This window comes from Arthrobacter sp. P1_C12_2, from assembly GCF_056406415.1.
This window is the reverse complement of sequence record NZ_JBFUAF010000004.1, coordinates 111,531-129,345: the sequence shown is the minus strand read 5'-3', so window position 1 is coordinate 129,345 and position 17,815 is coordinate 111,531. Positions and strand designations below refer to the sequence as shown.

At 64.8% G+C, this 17,815-nt stretch carries 18 protein-coding genes and 1 pseudogene; 8 read left to right on the top strand and 11 right to left on the bottom strand.

From position 1 onward, the window contains the following. Nucleotides 1-1,041, top strand: a complete 1,041-nt coding sequence (iolG, locus tag AC1DZQ_RS06420; protein WP_476962717.1) for an inositol 2-dehydrogenase — start codon at nucleotides 1-3, stop codon at nucleotides 1,039-1,041. Further along, on the top strand, nucleotides 1,038-1,820 hold the full coding sequence (locus tag AC1DZQ_RS06415; RefSeq protein ID WP_476962716.1) for an SDR family oxidoreductase: 783 nt from the start codon (nucleotides 1,038-1,040) through the stop codon (nucleotides 1,818-1,820). The genes iolG and AC1DZQ_RS06415 overlap by 4 nt, the downstream gene beginning before the upstream one ends. A gap of 50 nt (nucleotides 1,821-1,870) precedes the next feature. Here the strand turns inward: AC1DZQ_RS06415 and ggt are convergent, their stop codons facing one another. Continuing rightward, a complete protein-coding gene (gene ggt / locus AC1DZQ_RS06410) occupies nucleotides 1,871-3,691 on the bottom strand; it encodes a gamma-glutamyltransferase (protein WP_476962833.1) in 1,821 nt (606 codons plus the stop codon). Nucleotides 3,692-3,952: 261 nt separating this feature from the next. Between ggt and AC1DZQ_RS06405 the strand changes: the two genes are divergently transcribed. From AC1DZQ_RS06405 to AC1DZQ_RS06395, 3 genes are all read left to right on the top strand, one after another. Then, nucleotides 3,953-5,584 carry an HNH endonuclease signature motif containing protein gene (locus tag AC1DZQ_RS06405; protein WP_476962715.1) on the top strand — a complete coding sequence of 544 codons (1,632 nt, stop codon included), beginning with the start codon at nucleotides 3,953-3,955 and terminating at the stop codon, nucleotides 5,582-5,584. 144 nt (nucleotides 5,585-5,728) lie between these two features. Continuing rightward, nucleotides 5,729-6,253, top strand: coding sequence for a DUF2087 domain-containing protein (locus AC1DZQ_RS06400; protein WP_476962714.1), 525 nt, complete (start codon nucleotides 5,729-5,731; stop codon nucleotides 6,251-6,253). Nucleotides 6,254-6,616: 363 nt separating this feature from the next. After that, nucleotides 6,617-7,033: a hypothetical protein gene (locus AC1DZQ_RS06395; RefSeq protein ID WP_476962713.1), complete on the top strand. Its 417-nt coding sequence runs from the start codon at nucleotides 6,617-6,619 to the stop codon at nucleotides 7,031-7,033. 45 nt (nucleotides 7,034-7,078) lie between these two features. Here the strand turns inward: AC1DZQ_RS06395 and AC1DZQ_RS06390 are convergent, their stop codons facing one another. The 3 genes and pseudogenes from AC1DZQ_RS06390 to AC1DZQ_RS06380 all read right to left on the bottom strand — a co-directional run bounded on the left by AC1DZQ_RS06390 (nucleotide 7,079) and on the right by AC1DZQ_RS06380 (nucleotide 8,713). Beyond that, nucleotides 7,079-7,315, bottom strand: coding sequence for a hypothetical protein (locus AC1DZQ_RS06390; RefSeq protein WP_476962712.1), 237 nt, complete (start codon nucleotides 7,313-7,315; stop codon nucleotides 7,079-7,081). Between the two features lie 2 nt (nucleotides 7,316-7,317). Then, nucleotides 7,318-8,232 (bottom strand): annotated as a pseudogene (locus tag AC1DZQ_RS06385) (oxidoreductase). Between the two features lie 208 nt (nucleotides 8,233-8,440). Next, nucleotides 8,441-8,713 carry a hypothetical protein gene (locus AC1DZQ_RS06380; RefSeq protein WP_476962711.1) on the bottom strand — a complete coding sequence of 91 codons (273 nt, stop codon included), beginning with the start codon at nucleotides 8,711-8,713 and terminating at the stop codon, nucleotides 8,441-8,443. Between the two features lie 542 nt (nucleotides 8,714-9,255). Between AC1DZQ_RS06380 and AC1DZQ_RS06375 the strand changes: the two genes are divergently transcribed. Continuing rightward, nucleotides 9,256-10,758 carry a phospholipase D family protein gene (locus tag AC1DZQ_RS06375; RefSeq protein WP_476962710.1) on the top strand — a complete coding sequence of 501 codons (1,503 nt, stop codon included), beginning with the start codon at nucleotides 9,256-9,258 and terminating at the stop codon, nucleotides 10,756-10,758. Nucleotides 10,759-10,939: 181 nt separating this feature from the next. Here the strand turns inward: AC1DZQ_RS06375 and AC1DZQ_RS06370 are convergent, their stop codons facing one another. Next, on the bottom strand, nucleotides 10,940-11,245 hold the full coding sequence (locus AC1DZQ_RS06370; protein ID WP_476962709.1) for an EthD family reductase: 306 nt from the start codon (nucleotides 11,243-11,245) through the stop codon (nucleotides 10,940-10,942). A 53-nt stretch (nucleotides 11,246-11,298) separates the two neighbouring features. Between AC1DZQ_RS06370 and AC1DZQ_RS06365 the strand changes: the two genes are divergently transcribed. Then, nucleotides 11,299-11,556, top strand: a complete 258-nt coding sequence (locus tag AC1DZQ_RS06365) for a hypothetical protein (RefSeq protein ID WP_476962708.1) — start codon at nucleotides 11,299-11,301, stop codon at nucleotides 11,554-11,556. A 622-nt stretch (nucleotides 11,557-12,178) separates the two neighbouring features. Here AC1DZQ_RS06365 and AC1DZQ_RS06360 read toward each other — a convergent pair. The 5 genes from AC1DZQ_RS06360 to AC1DZQ_RS06340 all read right to left on the bottom strand — a co-directional run bounded on the left by AC1DZQ_RS06360 (nucleotide 12,179) and on the right by AC1DZQ_RS06340 (nucleotide 16,361). After that, entirely contained in the window at nucleotides 12,179-13,132 is a 954-nt protein-coding gene (locus AC1DZQ_RS06360) for a YPYG domain-containing protein (RefSeq protein ID WP_476962707.1), read from the bottom strand. 437 nt (nucleotides 13,133-13,569) lie between these two features. Next, the gene (locus AC1DZQ_RS06355) at nucleotides 13,570-13,890 is read right to left on the bottom strand and encodes a DUF6804 family protein (protein ID WP_476962706.1); all 321 of its coding nucleotides are present in this window, start codon (nucleotides 13,888-13,890) and stop codon (nucleotides 13,570-13,572) included. Between the two features lie 424 nt (nucleotides 13,891-14,314). Then, nucleotides 14,315-15,034 (bottom strand): AAA family ATPase, encoded by a 720-nt coding sequence (locus tag AC1DZQ_RS06350; RefSeq protein WP_476962705.1) that lies wholly within the window; start codon nucleotides 15,032-15,034, stop codon nucleotides 14,315-14,317. Nucleotides 15,035-15,091: 57 nt separating this feature from the next. Further along, on the bottom strand, nucleotides 15,092-15,409 hold the full coding sequence (locus AC1DZQ_RS06345; protein ID WP_476962704.1) for a hypothetical protein: 318 nt from the start codon (nucleotides 15,407-15,409) through the stop codon (nucleotides 15,092-15,094). Between the two features lie 697 nt (nucleotides 15,410-16,106). Further along, the gene (locus tag AC1DZQ_RS06340; RefSeq protein ID WP_476962703.1) at nucleotides 16,107-16,361 is read right to left on the bottom strand and encodes a hypothetical protein; all 255 of its coding nucleotides are present in this window, start codon (nucleotides 16,359-16,361) and stop codon (nucleotides 16,107-16,109) included. Nucleotides 16,362-16,512: 151 nt separating this feature from the next. Between AC1DZQ_RS06340 and AC1DZQ_RS06335 the strand changes: the two genes are divergently transcribed. Next, entirely contained in the window at nucleotides 16,513-16,695 is a 183-nt protein-coding gene (locus tag AC1DZQ_RS06335) for a hypothetical protein (protein ID WP_476962702.1), read from the top strand. A gap of 76 nt (nucleotides 16,696-16,771) precedes the next feature. On the opposite strand, the gene AC1DZQ_RS06330 is transcribed toward AC1DZQ_RS06335, so the two are convergent. Then, nucleotides 16,772-17,788, bottom strand: a complete 1,017-nt coding sequence (locus AC1DZQ_RS06330) for an FUSC family protein (RefSeq protein WP_476962701.1) — start codon at nucleotides 17,786-17,788, stop codon at nucleotides 16,772-16,774. Nucleotides 17,789-17,815 lie beyond the last annotated feature (27 nt).

The window sequence follows — 17,815 nt, the reverse complement described above, 5'->3', positions numbered from 1 at the left end:
GTGACCGCACGGAAAAAACTGAACATCGCGTTGTGTGGATCCGGCCGCATCGGCCGGGTCCACGCCGCGAACATTGCCGCGCATCCCGGCGTGAACCTGGCCTGGGTCGCCGATCCCATGCTCGACAGCGCCCGCGACGTCGCCACACTATATGGCGCCCGGCCCACCGGGTCCACGGACGATGTCTTCGCCGACGCGTCCCTGGACGCCGTCGTGGTCTGTTCGCCGACGCCGACACACATCGACCTCATCCGGGCCGCCGTCGGCCGGGGCGTTGCGGTGCTGTGCGAAAAGCCGATCGATCTGGACCTTGACCGGGTGCGGAGCTGCCTGGCGGACCTCGGCGGAAACACCACCGCGGTGATGATGGGGTTCAACCGGCGCTTCGATCCCGCCTTCGCCGCTGTCCGCAGGCGGGTCGAGGCAGGGGAAATCGGACGGCTCGAGCAGCTGACCATCACCAGCCGGGACCCGGCACCCGCACCGGCCGCCTATATCGCCGCCTCCGGCGGAATCTTCAGGGACATGAGCATCCATGACCTGGACATGGCCCGGTACTTCATTCCCGGCATCGTTGAGGTCACCGCGCACGGCGCGAACGTCTTCAGCGACGACATCGCCGAGGCCGTCGATTTCGACTCCGCCGTGATTGTCCTGCGCGGCCGGAACGGGGAACTGGTCAGCATCACGAATTCCCGGCACAGCGCCTACGGCTACGACCAGCGGCTGGAAGCCTTCGGCAGCCAGGGCATGCTGCGTGCAGACAACATTTCACCCACCACGGTCCGTAGCTTCGGCACGTTAGCCGTGGAGGGGGCAGACCCGTACGAGCCGTTCTTTCTCGAACGCTACGCCGCGGCCTACCGGCGTGAACTGGACGCCTTCGTCGACGCCATCCGCACCGGCGTCCCCTGTTCGCCGGGGTTCAAGGACGGCATGGCCGCCCTCATCCTTGCCGACGCCGCAGCCGAGTCGGCCGCAACAGGAAAAACCATCACTGTCGAAGAAATCATCACTGGAGAAGGAGCCCTACAACAGTGACGGGACTACTTAAGGACAGCGTCGTGCTGATCAGCGGGGGCACGCATGGCCTCGGGGCCGGCATCGCACGGCAAGCCGCTGCCGAGGGTGCCGCCGGCATCGCTGTCACGGGACGGTCCGTCGACGCCGGGAGGAGGGTCGCCGAGGAGCTTTCTGACCTCGGCGTCCCCACCGTCTTCCTCCAGGCGGATCTTGCCGACACGTCGCAGGCGAGCAGCACCGTGACCAGGACGATCGAGCGCTTTGGCCAGCTCGACGCCGTCGTCAACGCCGCCGGCGTCACCACCCGCGGAAGCATGACGGACACGACCCCGGAGCTTTTCGACCAGCACATCGCGGTGAACCTCAAGGCGCCCTTCTTCATCATGTCCGAAGCCATCAAGCACCTGAAGGAACGCGGCACCGGCGGCAATATCGTCAACATCATCACGATGTCCGAGCACGCAGGCCAGCCCTACCTTGCGCCCTATGTGGCGTCCAAAGCCGGCCTCGCCGGGCTGACCCGCAACGCCGCGCATGCCCACCGCTGGGACAAGATCAGGATCAACGGCGTCAATATCGGCTGGACCGCAACCGACGGCGAAGACGCGATCCAGCGCCAATTTCACGGCGCCGGTGATGACTGGCTCGACAAGGCAAATGCGTCGGTCCCCATGGGCAAACTCGGTCAGGTTGACGAAATCGCCGAATTCGTGGTTTTCCTCCTCTCCTCACGGAGTGGGGTGGTGACCGGGTCCGTGATCGACTGGGACCAGAACGTCATCGGCGGCTCGGACTGACTTGTGGCCGCGTCTATCCCATCCCAGGGCGGGGTCCTGGACCGCGCGGCCTACCTCGGCGACGCCTTGAGTGCCATCGCCGACCCGCCGCCGCGTCTTACGGGCTCGGCGGCTGCAACCATGCCGCCGTCGGGCAGGAACTCGATGGCGGTCGCGGCGCCGATCTCCGCTGCCGAGGTGAACGCATCCCCCGACGGCGTGAACTGATGGCCGAAGGGCGTCAATTGGCTGCCGTACGCGGCGATGAACTCCGGCTCGGCGGTGACCTTGGCCGTGTTGCGTTGCGAGGCACGCGGTGCGGCGATCGCCTCGGAGATGGTCATGCCCAGGTCCACCCGGTTCAGGATCGTCTGCAGGACGGTTGTGATGATGGTCGATCCGCCCGGCGAGCCGAGTGCGAGGAACGGTTTGCCCTCCTTGAGGATGATGGTCGGCGACATGGACGAGCGCGGGCGCTTCCCCGGCTCGATCCGGTTCGGGTCGGTCGGGTTGTAGACGGTCGAGAAGTCGGTCAGTTCGTTGTTGAGCAGGAAACCGCGGCCGGGAACTACCATGCCGGACCCGCCAGTCTGCTCGATCGTGAGCGTGTAGTCGACCACGTTCCCCCACTTGTCCGCGACCGTCAGGTTGGTCGTCGAGATGTTCTCCGTGTCCTTCTCGTCGGCGGACGCCACCGCGGCGGCCGGGCACGCGCCGTCGTACGACGACGTGTCCCCCGGCGCAACGGGCTTCGCCGCCGCGTGCAGCGGGTCGATCTGGCAGGCGCGCTCCTTGCCAAACATCGGGTCAGTGAGCGCGGAGGTGGGGACGTCGACAAACGCGGGGTCCCCCACGTATTTGCCCCGGTCCGCGAAGGCAAGCGCGCTGGCCTCGAGGTAGTGATGCAGGGCGCCGGGCCTGGACATCTCGGACAGGTTGGACGGCGCCAGGATGTTCAGTGCCTCGCCGACCGTGGTGCCGCCGCTGCTGGACGGCGCCATGCCGTAGACGTCCAGGTCGCGGTAGTCCACGTGCGTGGGCGCCTGATCCAGGGCGCGGTAGGCGGCGAGATCCGACGTCGTCAGGTGGCCTGCCGGAACGGGTAGCTTTGTGCCGGCCGTCTTGGGTGGGGCCTGGACCGTGGCTGCGATCTCAGCCGCGAGCGGGCCGCCGTAGAAGCTTCCCGTGCCCTTTTTGGCGAGGAGCCGGTAGACCTCGGCGAGGTCGTGGTTCTGGAAGACGCTGCCGACGGCGGGGGCGTCACCGCCCGGGAGGAAGAGGCTGCTGGTCGAGGTGAACGCCTCGAACCGGGCCTTGTTGTCGAGGGTCTGCTGGTGGAACGTCTTGTCGACCACGAACCCACGGGTCGCCACGTTGATGGCAGGCTTGAGGGCATCGGCAAGGCTGACAGTGCCCCACCGGTCGAGGACACGCTCCCACGTGGCCGGGGTGCCGGGAACGCCAACGGAGACGCCGCTCGTAACGAGCTCGGGCGTGAAATTGTAGGGCTTGCCGGTCGCCGGGTCGATGAACGCGTCGTGCGGCATTCCTGCCGGTGCGGTCTCCCGGCCGTCGATCGTGCCCACCTTACCGGTCTTCGCGTCGTAGAACACGAAGTAACCTCCGCCGCCGATTCCGGCGCTGTACGGTTCGGTGACGCCAAGGGTCGCGGCTGCGGCGACGGCGGCGTCCGCCGCGTTGCCGCCCTTGCGGAGGACCTCGATCGCCGCTGCGGATGCCTCCGGGTCCACGGTGCTCACCGCGCCGCCGTACCCCGTGGCGGTTGCTGTCTTTGCAGTTTCCCGCGGATCGGCGAACGCTGGGCCGGCGACGGCGCCGCCCGTCACGCTCAATGCCAGGGCCGCCGTGACGGCCACCAGCCCACGTGTCATATATGCCATGATCGCTCCCGAGTCCGTGTTATGCGTGTTGACAGTGGTTGTCACGGTACTACGGCGGCCTGCGACACTCAACAGTTGCGCCAACGATGGTGGGTGCCATTTCGGAAGACCTCAGGCGAGGTCCGCCAGGTTCTCGCTGACTTCGTCCAGGTCCACGGGCAGTATCCCTCCGGGCGTAAGTCAGTGCCGTATTCCTGCAACCGCACGACCAGTTTCATCAATACTGTCGGTGCCTCCTGCTTTGCTTGGGGTATGGAAAGCAACGCAGCTTGGAGCGCGGAAAGCAGGGCGGCCGTGGAGGCCGTCGCCGCGTCCGCTGCTGAGCTTGTTGCCTTCGTCGGCGCCTGCGAGGACCGCTCGGATCAGCCCGGGGCCGATCCGCTGCGGGACCTGGCGGACGGCTGCCTGGACGGGCTCGCCGAGGTGGCCCGGATCGAGGCCCGGACCGCGGCGCTGAAGGTGCGGCTGACCACCGAATACGTGCAGGCAGCCGGGGCCCTCGCGCCGCCGGCCGCGTCACCGCAGGAACGCACCGGCCGGGAGATGGCCCTGACCGCCGAGGTCGCCTGTGTCCTGACCGTCAGCGAACGGACCGCCGCAGCCCTCCTGTCCGAATCCCTGTCGCTGACGACGGCCCTGCCGCTGACCCTGACGGCCCTGCAGGCCGGGACGATCTCCTGGCAGCACGCCCGGATCATCGTCGACGAAACCACCGGCCTGGACCCGGCCGGAGCGGCCGCGCTGGAAGCGCACTTCCTGGACCCCGACGCGCCGGACCCGGCCCGCGGCTGCCGGGCCGGGGACCTCGTGGCGTCCCGGTTCCGGGCCAAGGCACGTGCCTGGCGCGAACGCCACCACCCGGTCAGCATCGAAAAACGCCACACCGCCAGCGCCGCGGACCGGCGCGTCGACTACCTCCCGGACCGGGACGGCATGGCCTGGCTCTCCGCCTATCTCCCGGCCGACACCGCTGCGGGGATCTGGGACCGGACCACCGCCGCCGCCCGCGCCCTCCAAAGCCCGGACGAGCCCCGGACCCTCAGCCAGCTCCGCGCCGACGTCACCGCCACCTGGCTCCTCACCAGCGGACCCGGGGGCACCGGGACCACCGGCACGGCCGGTGGAAACGCCGACGGCGGCATCGGAACGGGTGGGGGTGCGCGTGTCCCGTCCCCCAGGGCGCAGGTCCTGATCACGGTCCCGGTCCTGTCCCTGCTGGGCACAAGTGACGAGCCGGCCACCCTCGACGGGTACGGGCCGATCCCGCCGTCCATGGCCCGCCGCCTGATCACCGACGGCGCCGACTCCTTCCACCGCGTCCTGACCGACCCCCGCGACGGCGCCCCGCTGGAAATCGGACGGACCAGCTACCGTCTCACGAAGGCCCAGCGGCAATGGCTCCGGCTCCGCGACGGCAGGTGCCCCTTCCCCGGCTGCAACAACCACTCCCTGGACAACGAGGCCGACCACCTCCTGGCCTGGGCCGACGGAGGCACCACCGGCATCACCAACCTGGGACAACCCTGCCCGAAACACCACCGCCTCAAACACGGCTCCGCCTGGACACCCACCGGAGCCAGCAAGGACCACCCGCCGGGCTGGACCTCACCCTCCGGGCGGCACTACCCCAGCGAACACCAGGACTGGGAACCACCCCACTGGCCACACCATTTGGTGGACACGGACGCGGACCCCGGCCAAGATCCCGAACTTGGACTGCCCCCGGATCCAGGGCACCATGCGGACCCGGCGCTCACCGGGCACCTGGACCAGGACCCCGAACCGGACCTTCCCCGGGACCCCTTCCCGGACTGGTACCAATTCACGGCCGCGCATCTAATGCCCGACCCCACTCCGGACTGCATCCTGCTCCAATCCGTTTGAACGGCCGACCCTCAAGATCCGGGATATCAGCCTGCCGTCTGCAGCCCCTGTCCGTCACACCCGCGCAAGACTACGATTTTGCCTATTGACCAAGTACACGGTGACAAGCACAAGTGGGGGCAGATGCAAAGTGAGGAAAACGCTGTGACCGGCGCGACGAGGCTGAGCGGACCGCACTGGCGGCGAGTAGTGGCAGCCCTCGCCAACAACGACGCTCGGACCGCCTACGCGCAAATAGTGCTCGGCGCCAAGCTCCCCGATGTGGTAGCTGATCTGAATGATCAACGGCGAAACCGGGCAATCGCCACCCTGCTTGAGTCTGGGCTCGTCGAACGGAATGCTGCCAACGAACTGGACGCGCCCGAGGCGATCTTCCGCGACCTTCTCACACAGCAACCCCGGCGCCAGGCGCAGACCGGCTTGGCTCGCTTCATGCGCCTGGGCAGGATCGAAAGGTATCCAGCCAACATGGCCGAACGGCGGGAGCTCCTGGCCTGGATTGTCAGCGAAGCCATCGAACCGGGCGAACACCTAACGGAAAAGCAGGTAAATGAACGGCTCCTCAGCTATACCGATGATGTCGTAATGCTGCGCCGCTACCTGATCGACTTCGGACTATTGGAACGGACGCCCTCCGGCTCCTCATACTCCCGGCACGACGAAACATAGTCTTGAAACTTTGCGTTCCCATGGCGTCCAAACCGCTCTGAGCGCTCCATGCAGCGACCACACCCCTAGAGAGGCAACAAGCATGAACGTTTTCGGAGCCGAAGACCTGCTGCGGCTGGACTCCCAGCATCGCGCCGAGCTGGCCGCCTGGCGACCATCGGGCTCACCGGCATGTCCACGGTGTGGCCAGCTCAGCGTTCGTGGCCATACACAAGGTGCCGGCACACAAGGCCCCGGCCGCCGCCAACAACGCTCACGAGCCCAATGGAACCGAAAACGGAAGGAATCGGTCCCGTTGAACCGCGCCCTCCTCGTCAGCGATGCACAGAGCTTAAGGACTTCAATCTTCGGGAGGAACTGCCGATGACCACGGTGAGCGAGGCTGCTCCAGAGGTCCTCCAGCGCTACTACCGGATCCTGGCCGCCGGCATAGATGCATACGACGCCGACGGCGAGCTTCGCACTTTGCTCGTCGACGACCTCGAATTTGAAGGTCCGATCGCAGGGAAGCGCACAGGGGCAGCCGGATTCTGCCAAGGCGTAAAGGGCTTCATCGCCACTGTGTCGGACATCGAGGTCATCGAAGAGGTCCACGGAGAAGACGGTTCCGCGATGCTCTACGACGCCCACATGCCGGGCGGAATCGTCCGGCTCGCAGAGTTCTTCCGCCTCGACAAACGGCAAGATCTCGACACTCCGGATCCATTACGACCCTGCCGAATACATGCAAAAAGGCGGCCGCTGATCTTCCTCCCCAACTCTCAGTCCCCCGGGCCATAGGCGGAACACTCACGCTGGCAGAAAGATGCCAAAGACCGCCATCGTCTACGCGGAACCTGGCGGGTCCTCGTAATTAGCCATCTCTTCGACCCAGTCGACGATCTCGTCCGAGTAGAAGAATCCGGATTGGGGACCGTCGTCGCCGGTGACTTCTTCTGCTACAGGACCTCCTGCAGTGGCGACTTCAGTTGCAACGTGTTCGGGGACGACATCGCCGTTGTTATTGATCAACCACTCTCGGGTTGCGGGTCTTAGTCTCGACCACCACTGTTCGTTGATCATGATCAAAGTGTGCGCGGCCGTGGCGCCAATCGGAAGTCCGGGGCCATGTCTGTGGCGATTGCGTTCAGTGCCTGGACCGCGTCGGCCGGCAGCCCGAGGGCGGCAGCCGAAACGTTGTCTCTGAGGTGCTCGAGTGAGGACGTTCCGGGGATGAGCAGGATATTCGGTGAGCGCTGCAATAGCCAGGCCAGGGCGACACCCATCGGGGTTGCCTGCAGGCGTTCGGCGACATCCCTGAGGGTGGCGGACTGAAGGGACGTGAAACCGCCTATGGGGAAGTACGGCACTTAGGCGATGCCCTGCCCCGCGAGTGCATCCACGAGCTGATCGTCCTGCCGGTTGGCGATGTTGTAGAAGTTCTGGACTGAGACGATAGAGGCGATCTGCTGTGCCTCGGCGATCTGCTCGGCGTTGACGGTGCTGAGGCCGAGATGTTTGATCAGCCCTTCCTGCTGGAGCTCGGCCAGGACGGTGAAGGGTTCGGCGAGTGAACCGGGGGTGGGACTGTCGAACCCGCCGACCCGCAGATGGACCAAGTCGAGGACGTCGAGGCCGAGGTTCGTGAGGTTGAGGTGAACGGCTTGGTGGAGCTCGTCGCGTGCGAGCGCCTGCGGCCAGTTCCCATCCGCATCGCGACGCGCACCGACCTTCGTCACAATGTGGAGGTCCTCGGGGTAGGGGTGGAGGGCCTCCTTGATGATTTCGTTGGTGATGTGGGACCAGTAGTAGTCGGCCGTATCAATGTGGTTGATGCCCAGGCCCACGGCCTCGTTCAAGACGGCGAGGGCGCCGACGCGGTCAGCGGGCGGCCCGAACACGTGCCGGCCAGCGAGCTGCATCGCCCCGTATCCCATTCGGGTCAGCGTGAGATCATCCGCGAGTGACAAGGTGCCCCCGGGAAGCGGTCCGGATGCCATGTCGGTCCTTTCGACGGCGTGCAGCGCAGGCGTCGTTCCCGGGCTGTTCAACTCTGCTTCGGTGCCCGGTCGAAGCAGCGGTGATGCTGGCGCGCCCGGCCGCCATCCGCACGGCCGGCGGGGCTAGCATACGCCCCGCCCACCGGCTGCAGATCGCAGGTATGAGCGGCTCAACGCCTCAAAGACCCGCCAACACTACGTCCCTGGGTCAGGTGCTGGGCTCGGGTTCGACCAGCGTCAGAATCGTGTCCGGGCGTACGCCGTCGAATTGCATGGCGTCGGCCGCGGCCTCGGACTCCATCATTCGCTGGAACGTGTCCATGTCCGGGACTTCGACGATCAGTCCGACGCGGTTGGATTTCTCCGGGTCGACAAAGGTTCGCACAGTCATGCCCATGGGTCCGAAGAGTTCCTGGCGTCGCGGCGAGCTGAGCCAGTGGTCAACGTCGTCGACCTCATGGAAGATCAATAGAGTTGCCATCGTTGCCTCTGCTTTCAAAAGCGGTATCAGGAGCCGGATTGGAAGGAATCGCAGGAGGAACTCCTAATCCAAGCAGAAGTTACCACGGGCGCCATATCTTCGATAGGTAGCCAGAAAAAGGGGACGGCTTGGTCCGATTGCGAGGGACAGCGCGGGGCGCCGTCGACATGGACGTGTTCGTACTCATGCAGAAGCTTGACGCCTACGGAACGCCCCTTCAGGCGTTCACGGTCCCGAACCAGAGTGCGATGGCACACGAGCTGACCGGTCACGGTGCCCCATCCTTCGTTACACTTATGCCGAATCCGACAGTCATGGAATCCTCTCAACCCCCGGCGCTTTTGACCCGGTCGGTGACATTAGTCAGCACAGTCGCTACTTTGAAGACCGGACACTAGCGGCCTGGCGTCGGGCCCCGAAAGAAGGACTGAGTGGACATTGATGCTGGTGCGTGGTTTCTGAGCCGCGCTGAGCGGGGGAACTTAGCCACAGACGTACACGCGGGCGGTGCCGGATCGCCGCCGTGGTCGGAGGGCAACCTGGTGCGGCCCCTGATTCATGGAGCGACCTACTTCGCCCGGCTGCATGAGGAGTTGACGGCTCTGAAGGCGGGAGACCGCGTGTGGTTCACCGACTGGCGTGGCGACGCCGACGAGCGGCTGTTGGCGGACGGACCGTCGATCGGCGACGTGCTCGCGGGGCTGGCCGGCGCGGGTGTGGAAGTGCGGGGCCTTGTCTGGAGATCCCACGGAGAGCGCGTATCGGCCCCGATCAGCGGCCGATCCAACGAGCTGCTAAGTCGTCAGGTCAACGACGCCGGCGGCGAGGTGCTCCTGGACCAGCGTGTACGCCTGTTCGGCTCCCATCACCAAAAACTCTTCGTCATCCGCCATCGTGACGACCCGTCGCGAGACGTCGCGTTCGTTGGCGGGATCGACCTTTCCCACACCCGTCGAGACGATGCCGACCACGCGGGAGACCCGCAAGCGGTGGACATGGATTCCCGGTACGGGAAACGACCCCCGTGGCACGATGCGACCCTCGAACTGCGTGGTCCCGTGGTGGCAGATGTCCTGGCAGTGTTTGCTGAACGGTGGAACGACCCCCATCCCCTGGACCGGCGCACCCCCTACCGGATGTTGCTGCAACGTCTGGCCCGAATGCCCCGGCACCCCGAACCGCTCCCGGCCGCTGCGCCGCCGCCACCACCGGCGGGCCCTCATGCCGTGCAGCTGCTGCGCACCTACGGGGTGAAACGTCCTCCGTTCCCTTTCGCGCCCGAGGGGGAACGCAGCATTGCCCGCGGCTATGCGAAAGCCTTCGCCCGCGCCCGCTCGCTGATCTACATCGAGGACCAGTACCTGTGGTCAACAGAGGTAGCAACTGGAATTGCGGAGGCCCTCGAACGGAACCCCGAATTGAAAGTGATCGTAGTCGTGCCCCGCTACCCCGACTCCGACGGTCCTGTCGCGGGGCCGGCTATACGGATCGGGCAACTGCGTGCCACCAGGATGCTGCACCGGGTCGCGCCCGACAGGGTCGGCGTGTTCGACCTGGAGAACAGCGCCGGGACTCCGATCTACGTCCACGCCAAGATATGCATCATCGATGACACCTGGATGACCTGCGGCTCAGACAATTTCAACCGCCGATCCTGGACCAACGACAGTGAGCTCACCTGCGCTGTTCTCGACGCCACTGCTGACAACGGGGAAATTCCCGGCATGGACAACAGCCACGACGCTTCCCGGCCGTTGGCCCACGGGCTCCGGCTCCAACTCTGGGCCGAACACCTGGGCCTGGACCGGGACGATCCCCGACTTCTCGACCCGGCGGCTGGGCTCAAGCTTTGGAACACCACCGCCGACGCTCTCGACCAATGGCACGAAACCGGGCACCGCTCGCCCCGGCCCTCTGGACACGTGCGCCACCACACCCCAGAGCCCGTGTCGTCCCTCCAACGTCTCTGGGCTGTTCCGATGAGCCGCCTCGTCGTGGACCCGGACGGCCGCCCCCGCCGGCTGCGCGGCTCTACCCAGTTCTAGGCAAGCAAGTCTGGTGCGAAGGCCGCGCGGACCTCCGGCTGCCATACCGTTTTCTGGGTCGCTTCGGGATGTCAGCGACCTTCCGTCGCTCGTTCCCGACGTATTCGAAGATCTATGGCGCCGCGCTCAAAGCCTTCCGCTGAGAAATCGCGGCCAAGTCCAAACTGGTTGCGGCCTCGCCCTAGCGGGATTCCACCTCGGAGAATAGTCCCGTGAAGGTGCCGCCGGCCTTAGCGAGCGCTTCGAAAAACGCGCCCGCAGAAGCTGTTCCCACGGCCTGTGAGGCAGAGACGTAGTCTTCGAAGTAGAGGTCCAGTGTGCGATACGCAGGCGTCGCTGTGCCGTCTTCCTTTGGCCACACTTTGGCGGACTCGAACCGGACGAGGCCGTCCAGCGCTGCGACGCGGTCAAGAATTGTGGGCATTTCCTGTTCGAGGAGTTCCGGCGCGGACGGGTTATCGATGATCAGCGTGATTTTCGTTTGCATTGCTTCGTCCTTACTCGTGGAGATGGTGGGTGAAGCACTCATGGATGTGAGGTGTGAAGCGGAAACATGCGGGCACTTTCACATTAGGAGTCCGCACACACGACGTCCATGGCCCAACGAGCATCACTCCGTCTCTGCGCGCATATGCAAAAAACGTCAACGACAACCACACGCAGTCCGACCAGTTGGAGTTGTACCGCGGCCGACACTACGGACTGGCCCTCGCCATCGGCCTCATGGAACACGACCACGGCGACGTTGAAGGCGACCGCCAGAAGATTAGTGAGGCCTTCAAGAAAGCCCACGACTAGGGCGCTGAGGCACTGCGCGGGCCGCTGGATGGTCACCGACCTAGTTGGCGAATCATGTCGCCGGGTCCCCGAGCAGAGGCGACGTCAGTGATCGTCCGCCCCGTCCTCGCATCCAGCGGGCCGTCCACGGATAGGCATCAGCGGACAGGTAGATACAGATCTTGTTGACCTGTCGGTGGCTGCGCAACGCGAACTACTCCTCGGGGCAACCGCCATATCGCGCGAAAGTGCTTCCATAAGAACGGCCCCGCACGCGTCTGCGTGCGGGGCCGTTCCAGGGACATACGAGCTCAGGGATGGTGTGAGGTCGGAACCTTGTTGGCGCAAACCCCCAGAAACGAATCCTCTCGGTTCCGCCAGTTCCTTGAGCGACTGCCATTGCCTAGCGGCCGAGCTAGTTGGCGAATTCGCTCCACGACTAGATTGCGCAGGCCACTATGCACCATCGGACTGGGAGCCAGAAAGCCAGCCCCGGCTGCCGCAAACCAGGCCCGTGGTCCGAGCCGCTCCTCGCAGGTCAGAAGCTTTCTTATAGCTGGAGCGCCGATGATTCTACGACCGCCAAGCGTAGGGCATCAGGGGTTTTCCCATTTCACGATTGCACGCCGTGCCTGATCCCATGTCAGTAGGCGAGAAAGTTAACGACGGTGGGTGACTCATTCGTCCCAGTGACATAGCACTCAACGTTCATGAGTGCCGTTGCATTGGAGGCATTGGTGACGTCCGCTTCCACCTTCAGGAACCACTGGTCATCTTGAATACGCTCCGCCAGGACGCCGAAGACCCAATGCGGCTTGTATCCGTATCGGAACTCTCGATCGCCCCGTTCGTTGCACGCTGCCATCGCAAAAGTAACCGTCAGACCCGTGCTGAGTGCGGCTTCCTTCTCGGCCGGCGCCTTCTCGCTCTCTTTTGCATCTGCCGACTTAGCGGCGCTCTCTGCTGCGTCTTTTTTGGTCACCGTCAGGTTGATTGTCTCGCCCGTGGTAACGGACATTCCGGCAGACGGCGTGTGCTTGACTACCGTCCAGTTCGAATCAAGAATGACAGTCTTTCCGCTGTCGGACGTGACCTCAGCTAAGAGGCCAGCCTTCTTCAGTTCGGCGTTCACTTCCTGGAGGTTCCGGCCGGAGTAGTCCGCCAGGACAATAACGGCGGCAGGCGGGGTAGAAGCGGGAGCGGAAGCTGCGGTTACGACCTGTGCAGAAGCCGTAGTCGCTGCGGGCGCGGAGCCACCACGAGCGGAGTTGATGGCCATGCCGCCGATGATCGCGACGGCGGTGACTATGAGTGCGACCCGTTTGTGCTGGTCGTATCCTTCAAGGCCTCGACCCTGGCTGTCGCTCCGCTTGTTCGCGAGCGTCAAGATCAAATCGACGAATGACCAGATGCCCAGACCGCCAAGAGTGACGAGCTTCAGGACGCCGGACCGGTTCCTGCCGAGGTAGAAATGGTCAGCGCCGAAGACACCGAGGAGCAGTGCCAGCAGCCAGGTGACAAGGAACGATTTATGCCCCGGCTTAAGCTGACCTGGGGAGAACACCGGGTACGGTGCAGTGCTGGGGGTTTGTGTCATGAAAGTCCTTTCGCGGACACCCGATTGAGGCACGCCTGCGGAGGCGCGGAGACGGTGCGATGATTGGCGTCCACGGAAGGAACCCCAGCACCCGCGCAAACGACAGTGGCGTCGATGCGCAGGCAGACTAGGACGATCGCTTCCCCCGTAAGCGTCAAGGGCGTGTTGCCCATGTTTCGGATGTTACACACGGTGTAAGACATCACAACAATCCGTGCATGGATTACGCAAACGGAGGCTCAAGGAGTCTGGGCAGTCTCCACGCAGATCGTCTCGGCTATCTGTATTTCGGCGACGGGCTCGTGGGCCAGGTAGAGGCTGAGGTCCACTGGCACCGTGCGACGTGGGATGAGCCGGCGGACCGCATTGGGGCAGCTGTCCTGGCCATTGGGCGAGGCGCTCGTTCGAGCGCTCCGGCTGGTGACGGGGCAGGCCGCTCAGGCGCTTGTTTTCGCCGCGGCCTTGTCCATCTGGGTTCCGCCTACGGCCAGGATCACGGCGGCGGCCATATCCCAAGGCGCCCAGGCCGCTCTCGTCATCAGGTACACGGGGGCGATCGGATTGAACAGGATGGCCACCGGTACCAAGAGGAACAGCCAACCCGCTTTGCCGTTCTGCGGGGCCAAGACGGCAATCCAAACGGCGGCGATGCAGACAGCCCATCTGAGCGGTGTGTAGTAACCGATGGGCAGCGGTCCGAGTCCGATAAGGATGAGGGCGGCTGCGGCCGCGCCGATGATGGTGGCCGTCTTTGCCATGGTTGGATGCTCTCGGTTGGAAGTGCAGTTGTCAGAGTGAGTCCGGGCGAGGCTGCGCTGCCCTATCCCTCCGCCGCTGTCGAGGCGGTTGGCGTCTCGGTCTTCGGTGAGCCGGCGCACCCCGCGACCAGCACTGCCGTCAGGGTTGAGAGCGACACGGCGGCAAAGATCTTCTTCATGGTTCCCCCAGTAGTGTTCAGTGTGCCCCGGACAAACACGGGGCCTCTCAGAGGTTAGCCGACCTCCGCGGCCGGAAGCCTTGTTGCACCGATTGCTACGACAGTTCGGATGCTCACAGTGGGCGTTACGATGAGCGCAGGTTTCGAGCATCGAGGAGTGGGGCATGGCGCTGCCGCGGTCAGGAAGACCAGCGCCATACGCCTTTCAGAATCGCCTGATGAGCCCGGCTCGCGAGCTCTCGAAGTTAGAAGTAGCGGAGATAGCGCTCCGGTGACTCGAGGAATGACCGCATGTTCGTCACCATGTCCAGGTCCTCCCACGCCCGAGGCCGCAGACCCCACGGCCCGGCTTCCAGAATCTGCGCCCCAGGCAGGGCAGCCAATACGGGCGAGTGCGTAGACATGATGACTTGCGAATTGCCCGCGGCCAGCAGGTCCTTCAAGACGACGAGGAGGGTAAGGCATCCCTGGAAGGACAACGCGGATTCGGGTTCGTCGAGCACCCACAATCCGGGCCCCCGAAAGCGGTCCACGGCCAACTCCAGGAAAGACTCGCCATGGGACATGTCATGGAACGGAATGTCACCGGTCCTGCTTGGGTTTTCCTCGAGATAGGTGAAAAAGCCGTGCATGGTTTCGGCGCGCAGAAAGTAGCCCCGTCTGGTGGTGCCGGCGTTCCGGAGAAGGTGGAGGTGGTAGGAGAGCTTGGATTCAGTGGACCGGGTGGTGTGCCGCGCTCCAGTTGATCCTCCCTCCGGTGACAAGCCGTAGGCCAAGGCGATGGCCTCGACAAGCGTGGATTTACCGGAACCGTTTTCGCCGACCAGGATGGTGGCGGATGTCAGATCGAGTCCTTGGTCGAGGACCTGGGCGACGGGAGCCAGGGACGCCGGCCAGGTCCGGCGGTCCAGAACGTTGTTCGGATCCTCCGTCAACCGTCGAATCGGATAGTCATGCAGGGGCATGCGCCTATTCTTGCAGGCACCTCATTCCTTCCCGTCGTCAAAGAGGACCGGGGCACTTCAGGCCACCAGGAACTCGCACCAGAGCGGGTAGTGGTCCGAGATCCGCCAGGACACCTCGCTGCGGGTCAGGCCCTGGAAGACGTGCGGGATGAAGTCGAAGGTGCCGGCGCGCTGCCCGTAGGTGAGGCCCTTCAGCAGGGAGGTGCCGTCGGGCTTGGAGAACCAGGCCAGCTGGTCGTAGAAGTGCTTGGTCTTGTCGTCGTCGAAGATCGTCCGCGGGACCGCGTTCAGCTCGGTTGGCGGCCACAGGCCCGTGGAGATGAACGCTTCGTAGAGCGGGTCGCCGATCCGGTCCAGGTTGAAGTCGCCGAGCACGATGAGGTTTGAGTTTCCAGTCGTTGGGCCGGACCGCCCAGTCGTGCATCCACTGGGCGAACTCGGTGATCTCCGGCAGCCGTTCCGCGGGGTTCTTTCCCCAGAGGATGTGCACGGAGGCGAGGGTGAACTCCACCCCGGCCCTGGCGAAGCTGGCGGTGTACGGGGTGCGGGCGAACTGGCGGGCCGGGTCCTCCCCGATCGGAGGCAGCACGATCTCCTCGACCAGGCCCGAGGGCTGGACCCGGGTGTTGTCGTACAGGAACGCCAGGCGTTCCCCGTTGCCGGCTGATCCTTCGGTCGCGTCCGAGACGATGACCTGCCAGTCCGGGCCGAGGCTGGCCAGGAGCCGCCTGAGGGCTACAGGGTTGCGGCGGGACTCCTGGACGGCGACGACGTCGAACCGGGGGATCACCTCGGCCAGACAGGCGATGGCGTGCCAGTCCCGCTTGGGCGAGTCTTTGGGCCCGGCCAGCCATTTGGCGGTCAGGTCACCCCGTGCGCGGATGGTCCAGGTCCCGACCAGGAGGTTGGATTCCGTCCTGGCCGGTATGACAGCGGCCAGGGCTGCCCGCAGCCGGCCCAGGTCTTCGGTTACCGCCGCGGGCGGCTGTTCAGTCATGGCTCCATGCAAGCAGACCGGCGGCGGGAAGCAAACGGGCGCACCGGGGCCTGTCCCCCAAAGCCTGGGCCGGGGCTACAGCTGCCGGCCCCGCTGATCCCAGTCCGCCCGGCGGGCTTCCTCCTCGTCCCAGAATGGTGCCTCGTTTCTCCGGACGCGGAGCAGATACAGGAATTGCGCCTCGCTAACCGCGAACCACGCCGTGTAGATCCAGAAGGATACGGCGTCGAATCCCTTTTCGGACCAGAGCTTGTTCAGGGCAAGCAATGCACTGACCACGATCTGTCCACCGGCGGAGCAGGCTCCGAACTTCCAGGAGCCGCGAGTCATCCGCGGCTCCATGCGCTTGCGCCCCTCACCGGACGGCACGGCGCGCCTCTAGAACCGCTCATTCGCTCGCACCTACGTCGACCATTTGGCGGCCGAAGCGGATGACGAGGACGCGCTCCGTGATGCTCACGTGCGTGTAGCGGGGCTGGCAATGCTGCCGCAGACGCGGCCGGCGCTGGACGCTGCAGCCAATTCGCTCTCCGAGGAGTGGCGAGGCAAGCACCGTGTCGCAATCAAGACTCTCTCCGAGTCACGTCAGAGCCTGTACGCCGAAATCACCGCCATGAGCACTGACCCGCAGCTTGTTCCCCGCCGGGGCCAGTCGCAGGAGTAGATCTGCCGTCTCAAGCCTTGATGGTGCCGACAACATCCGGTCGGTGAGATTCTCGGCTTTCGTTCCCTTCTCTGAACTAGGGCGTGTCTGACAGTTGGGTGGGTCTGGTGCTGAGTACCGGTTCTGGGTCGTGTTTGGCTAGCCACCCGCTTACGGCGTGGAGGATGGCAAGTCCGAGGGTGAGGACTCCGATGCCAATGAGGATTTCGGTGCCGCGGTGGGCTGCCTCAGCGCCAACCTGGCCGGGTGGGGCGAGGGTGAGGACGAGGGAGAAGGTGATCAGGCTGTAGTAACGCCAGTAGCTTTTCTTGTATTGCGTGAGCGCGAGGATAAAGGCCGCAGAGGCGAGGACGGAGACAAGCCAGGTCGGTGGTGCCAGGATCGCGACTGGCACTGCGGCAATCGCGCCGACCGCCGTTGCAAGGGCCTTCTGACCTATGCGTTCTCGTTTGCCCATGATGATGTACAGGGTCAAAATCAGGATTGGTTCGGGAACCCAGTACGGTTCGGTCCATCCCAGCGCCACACCGATCGCTGCGGTTCCGCCCAACCCGATGCACAAGGCGCCGGCCACCGCGGCTGCGGCCGGGGCCGCCACGTGTTGACCGTCCACGATTGCGGGTGCTTTGAACCGGCGGGCGAGTACGGCGCCATAAAGCAGTCCAATGCCGGAAAAGATCCCGTATGCCGCTGCGTGTTGTGGTGAGGGAAGCGGCGAGGCGAACGTTGCAGCGAAGGGAAGCATCAACAAGGAGGGCAACCAGCCGAAACCGATCCCAACCCCGGAGATCAGCCCTAAGAGCGCAAGCAGCGCAGCCCACCACCAGCTGTATGCGGTGAATGCTCCCAGCGCGCCGGCGACTCCGAAGGGTATCGCGAGATAGACCATCCGCCGTGTGCCGCCGACCATGCTGCCGACAACGCCCAAGAGCAGCCCGAGGAGGAGTGCGTCCGCGGCGAACTTTCCGACAAGTGCATCCAGCACCACGACAGGTACGACAACGACGACGAGTACTGCACCGACTATGTGTTTTATTCGCCGGGCACGCAAAGGTTTGTCGGGAACCGCCTCGGTGCTGTCAGGTTCGCTCACGCGACCATCCTCCGCTTCGCTACCGCA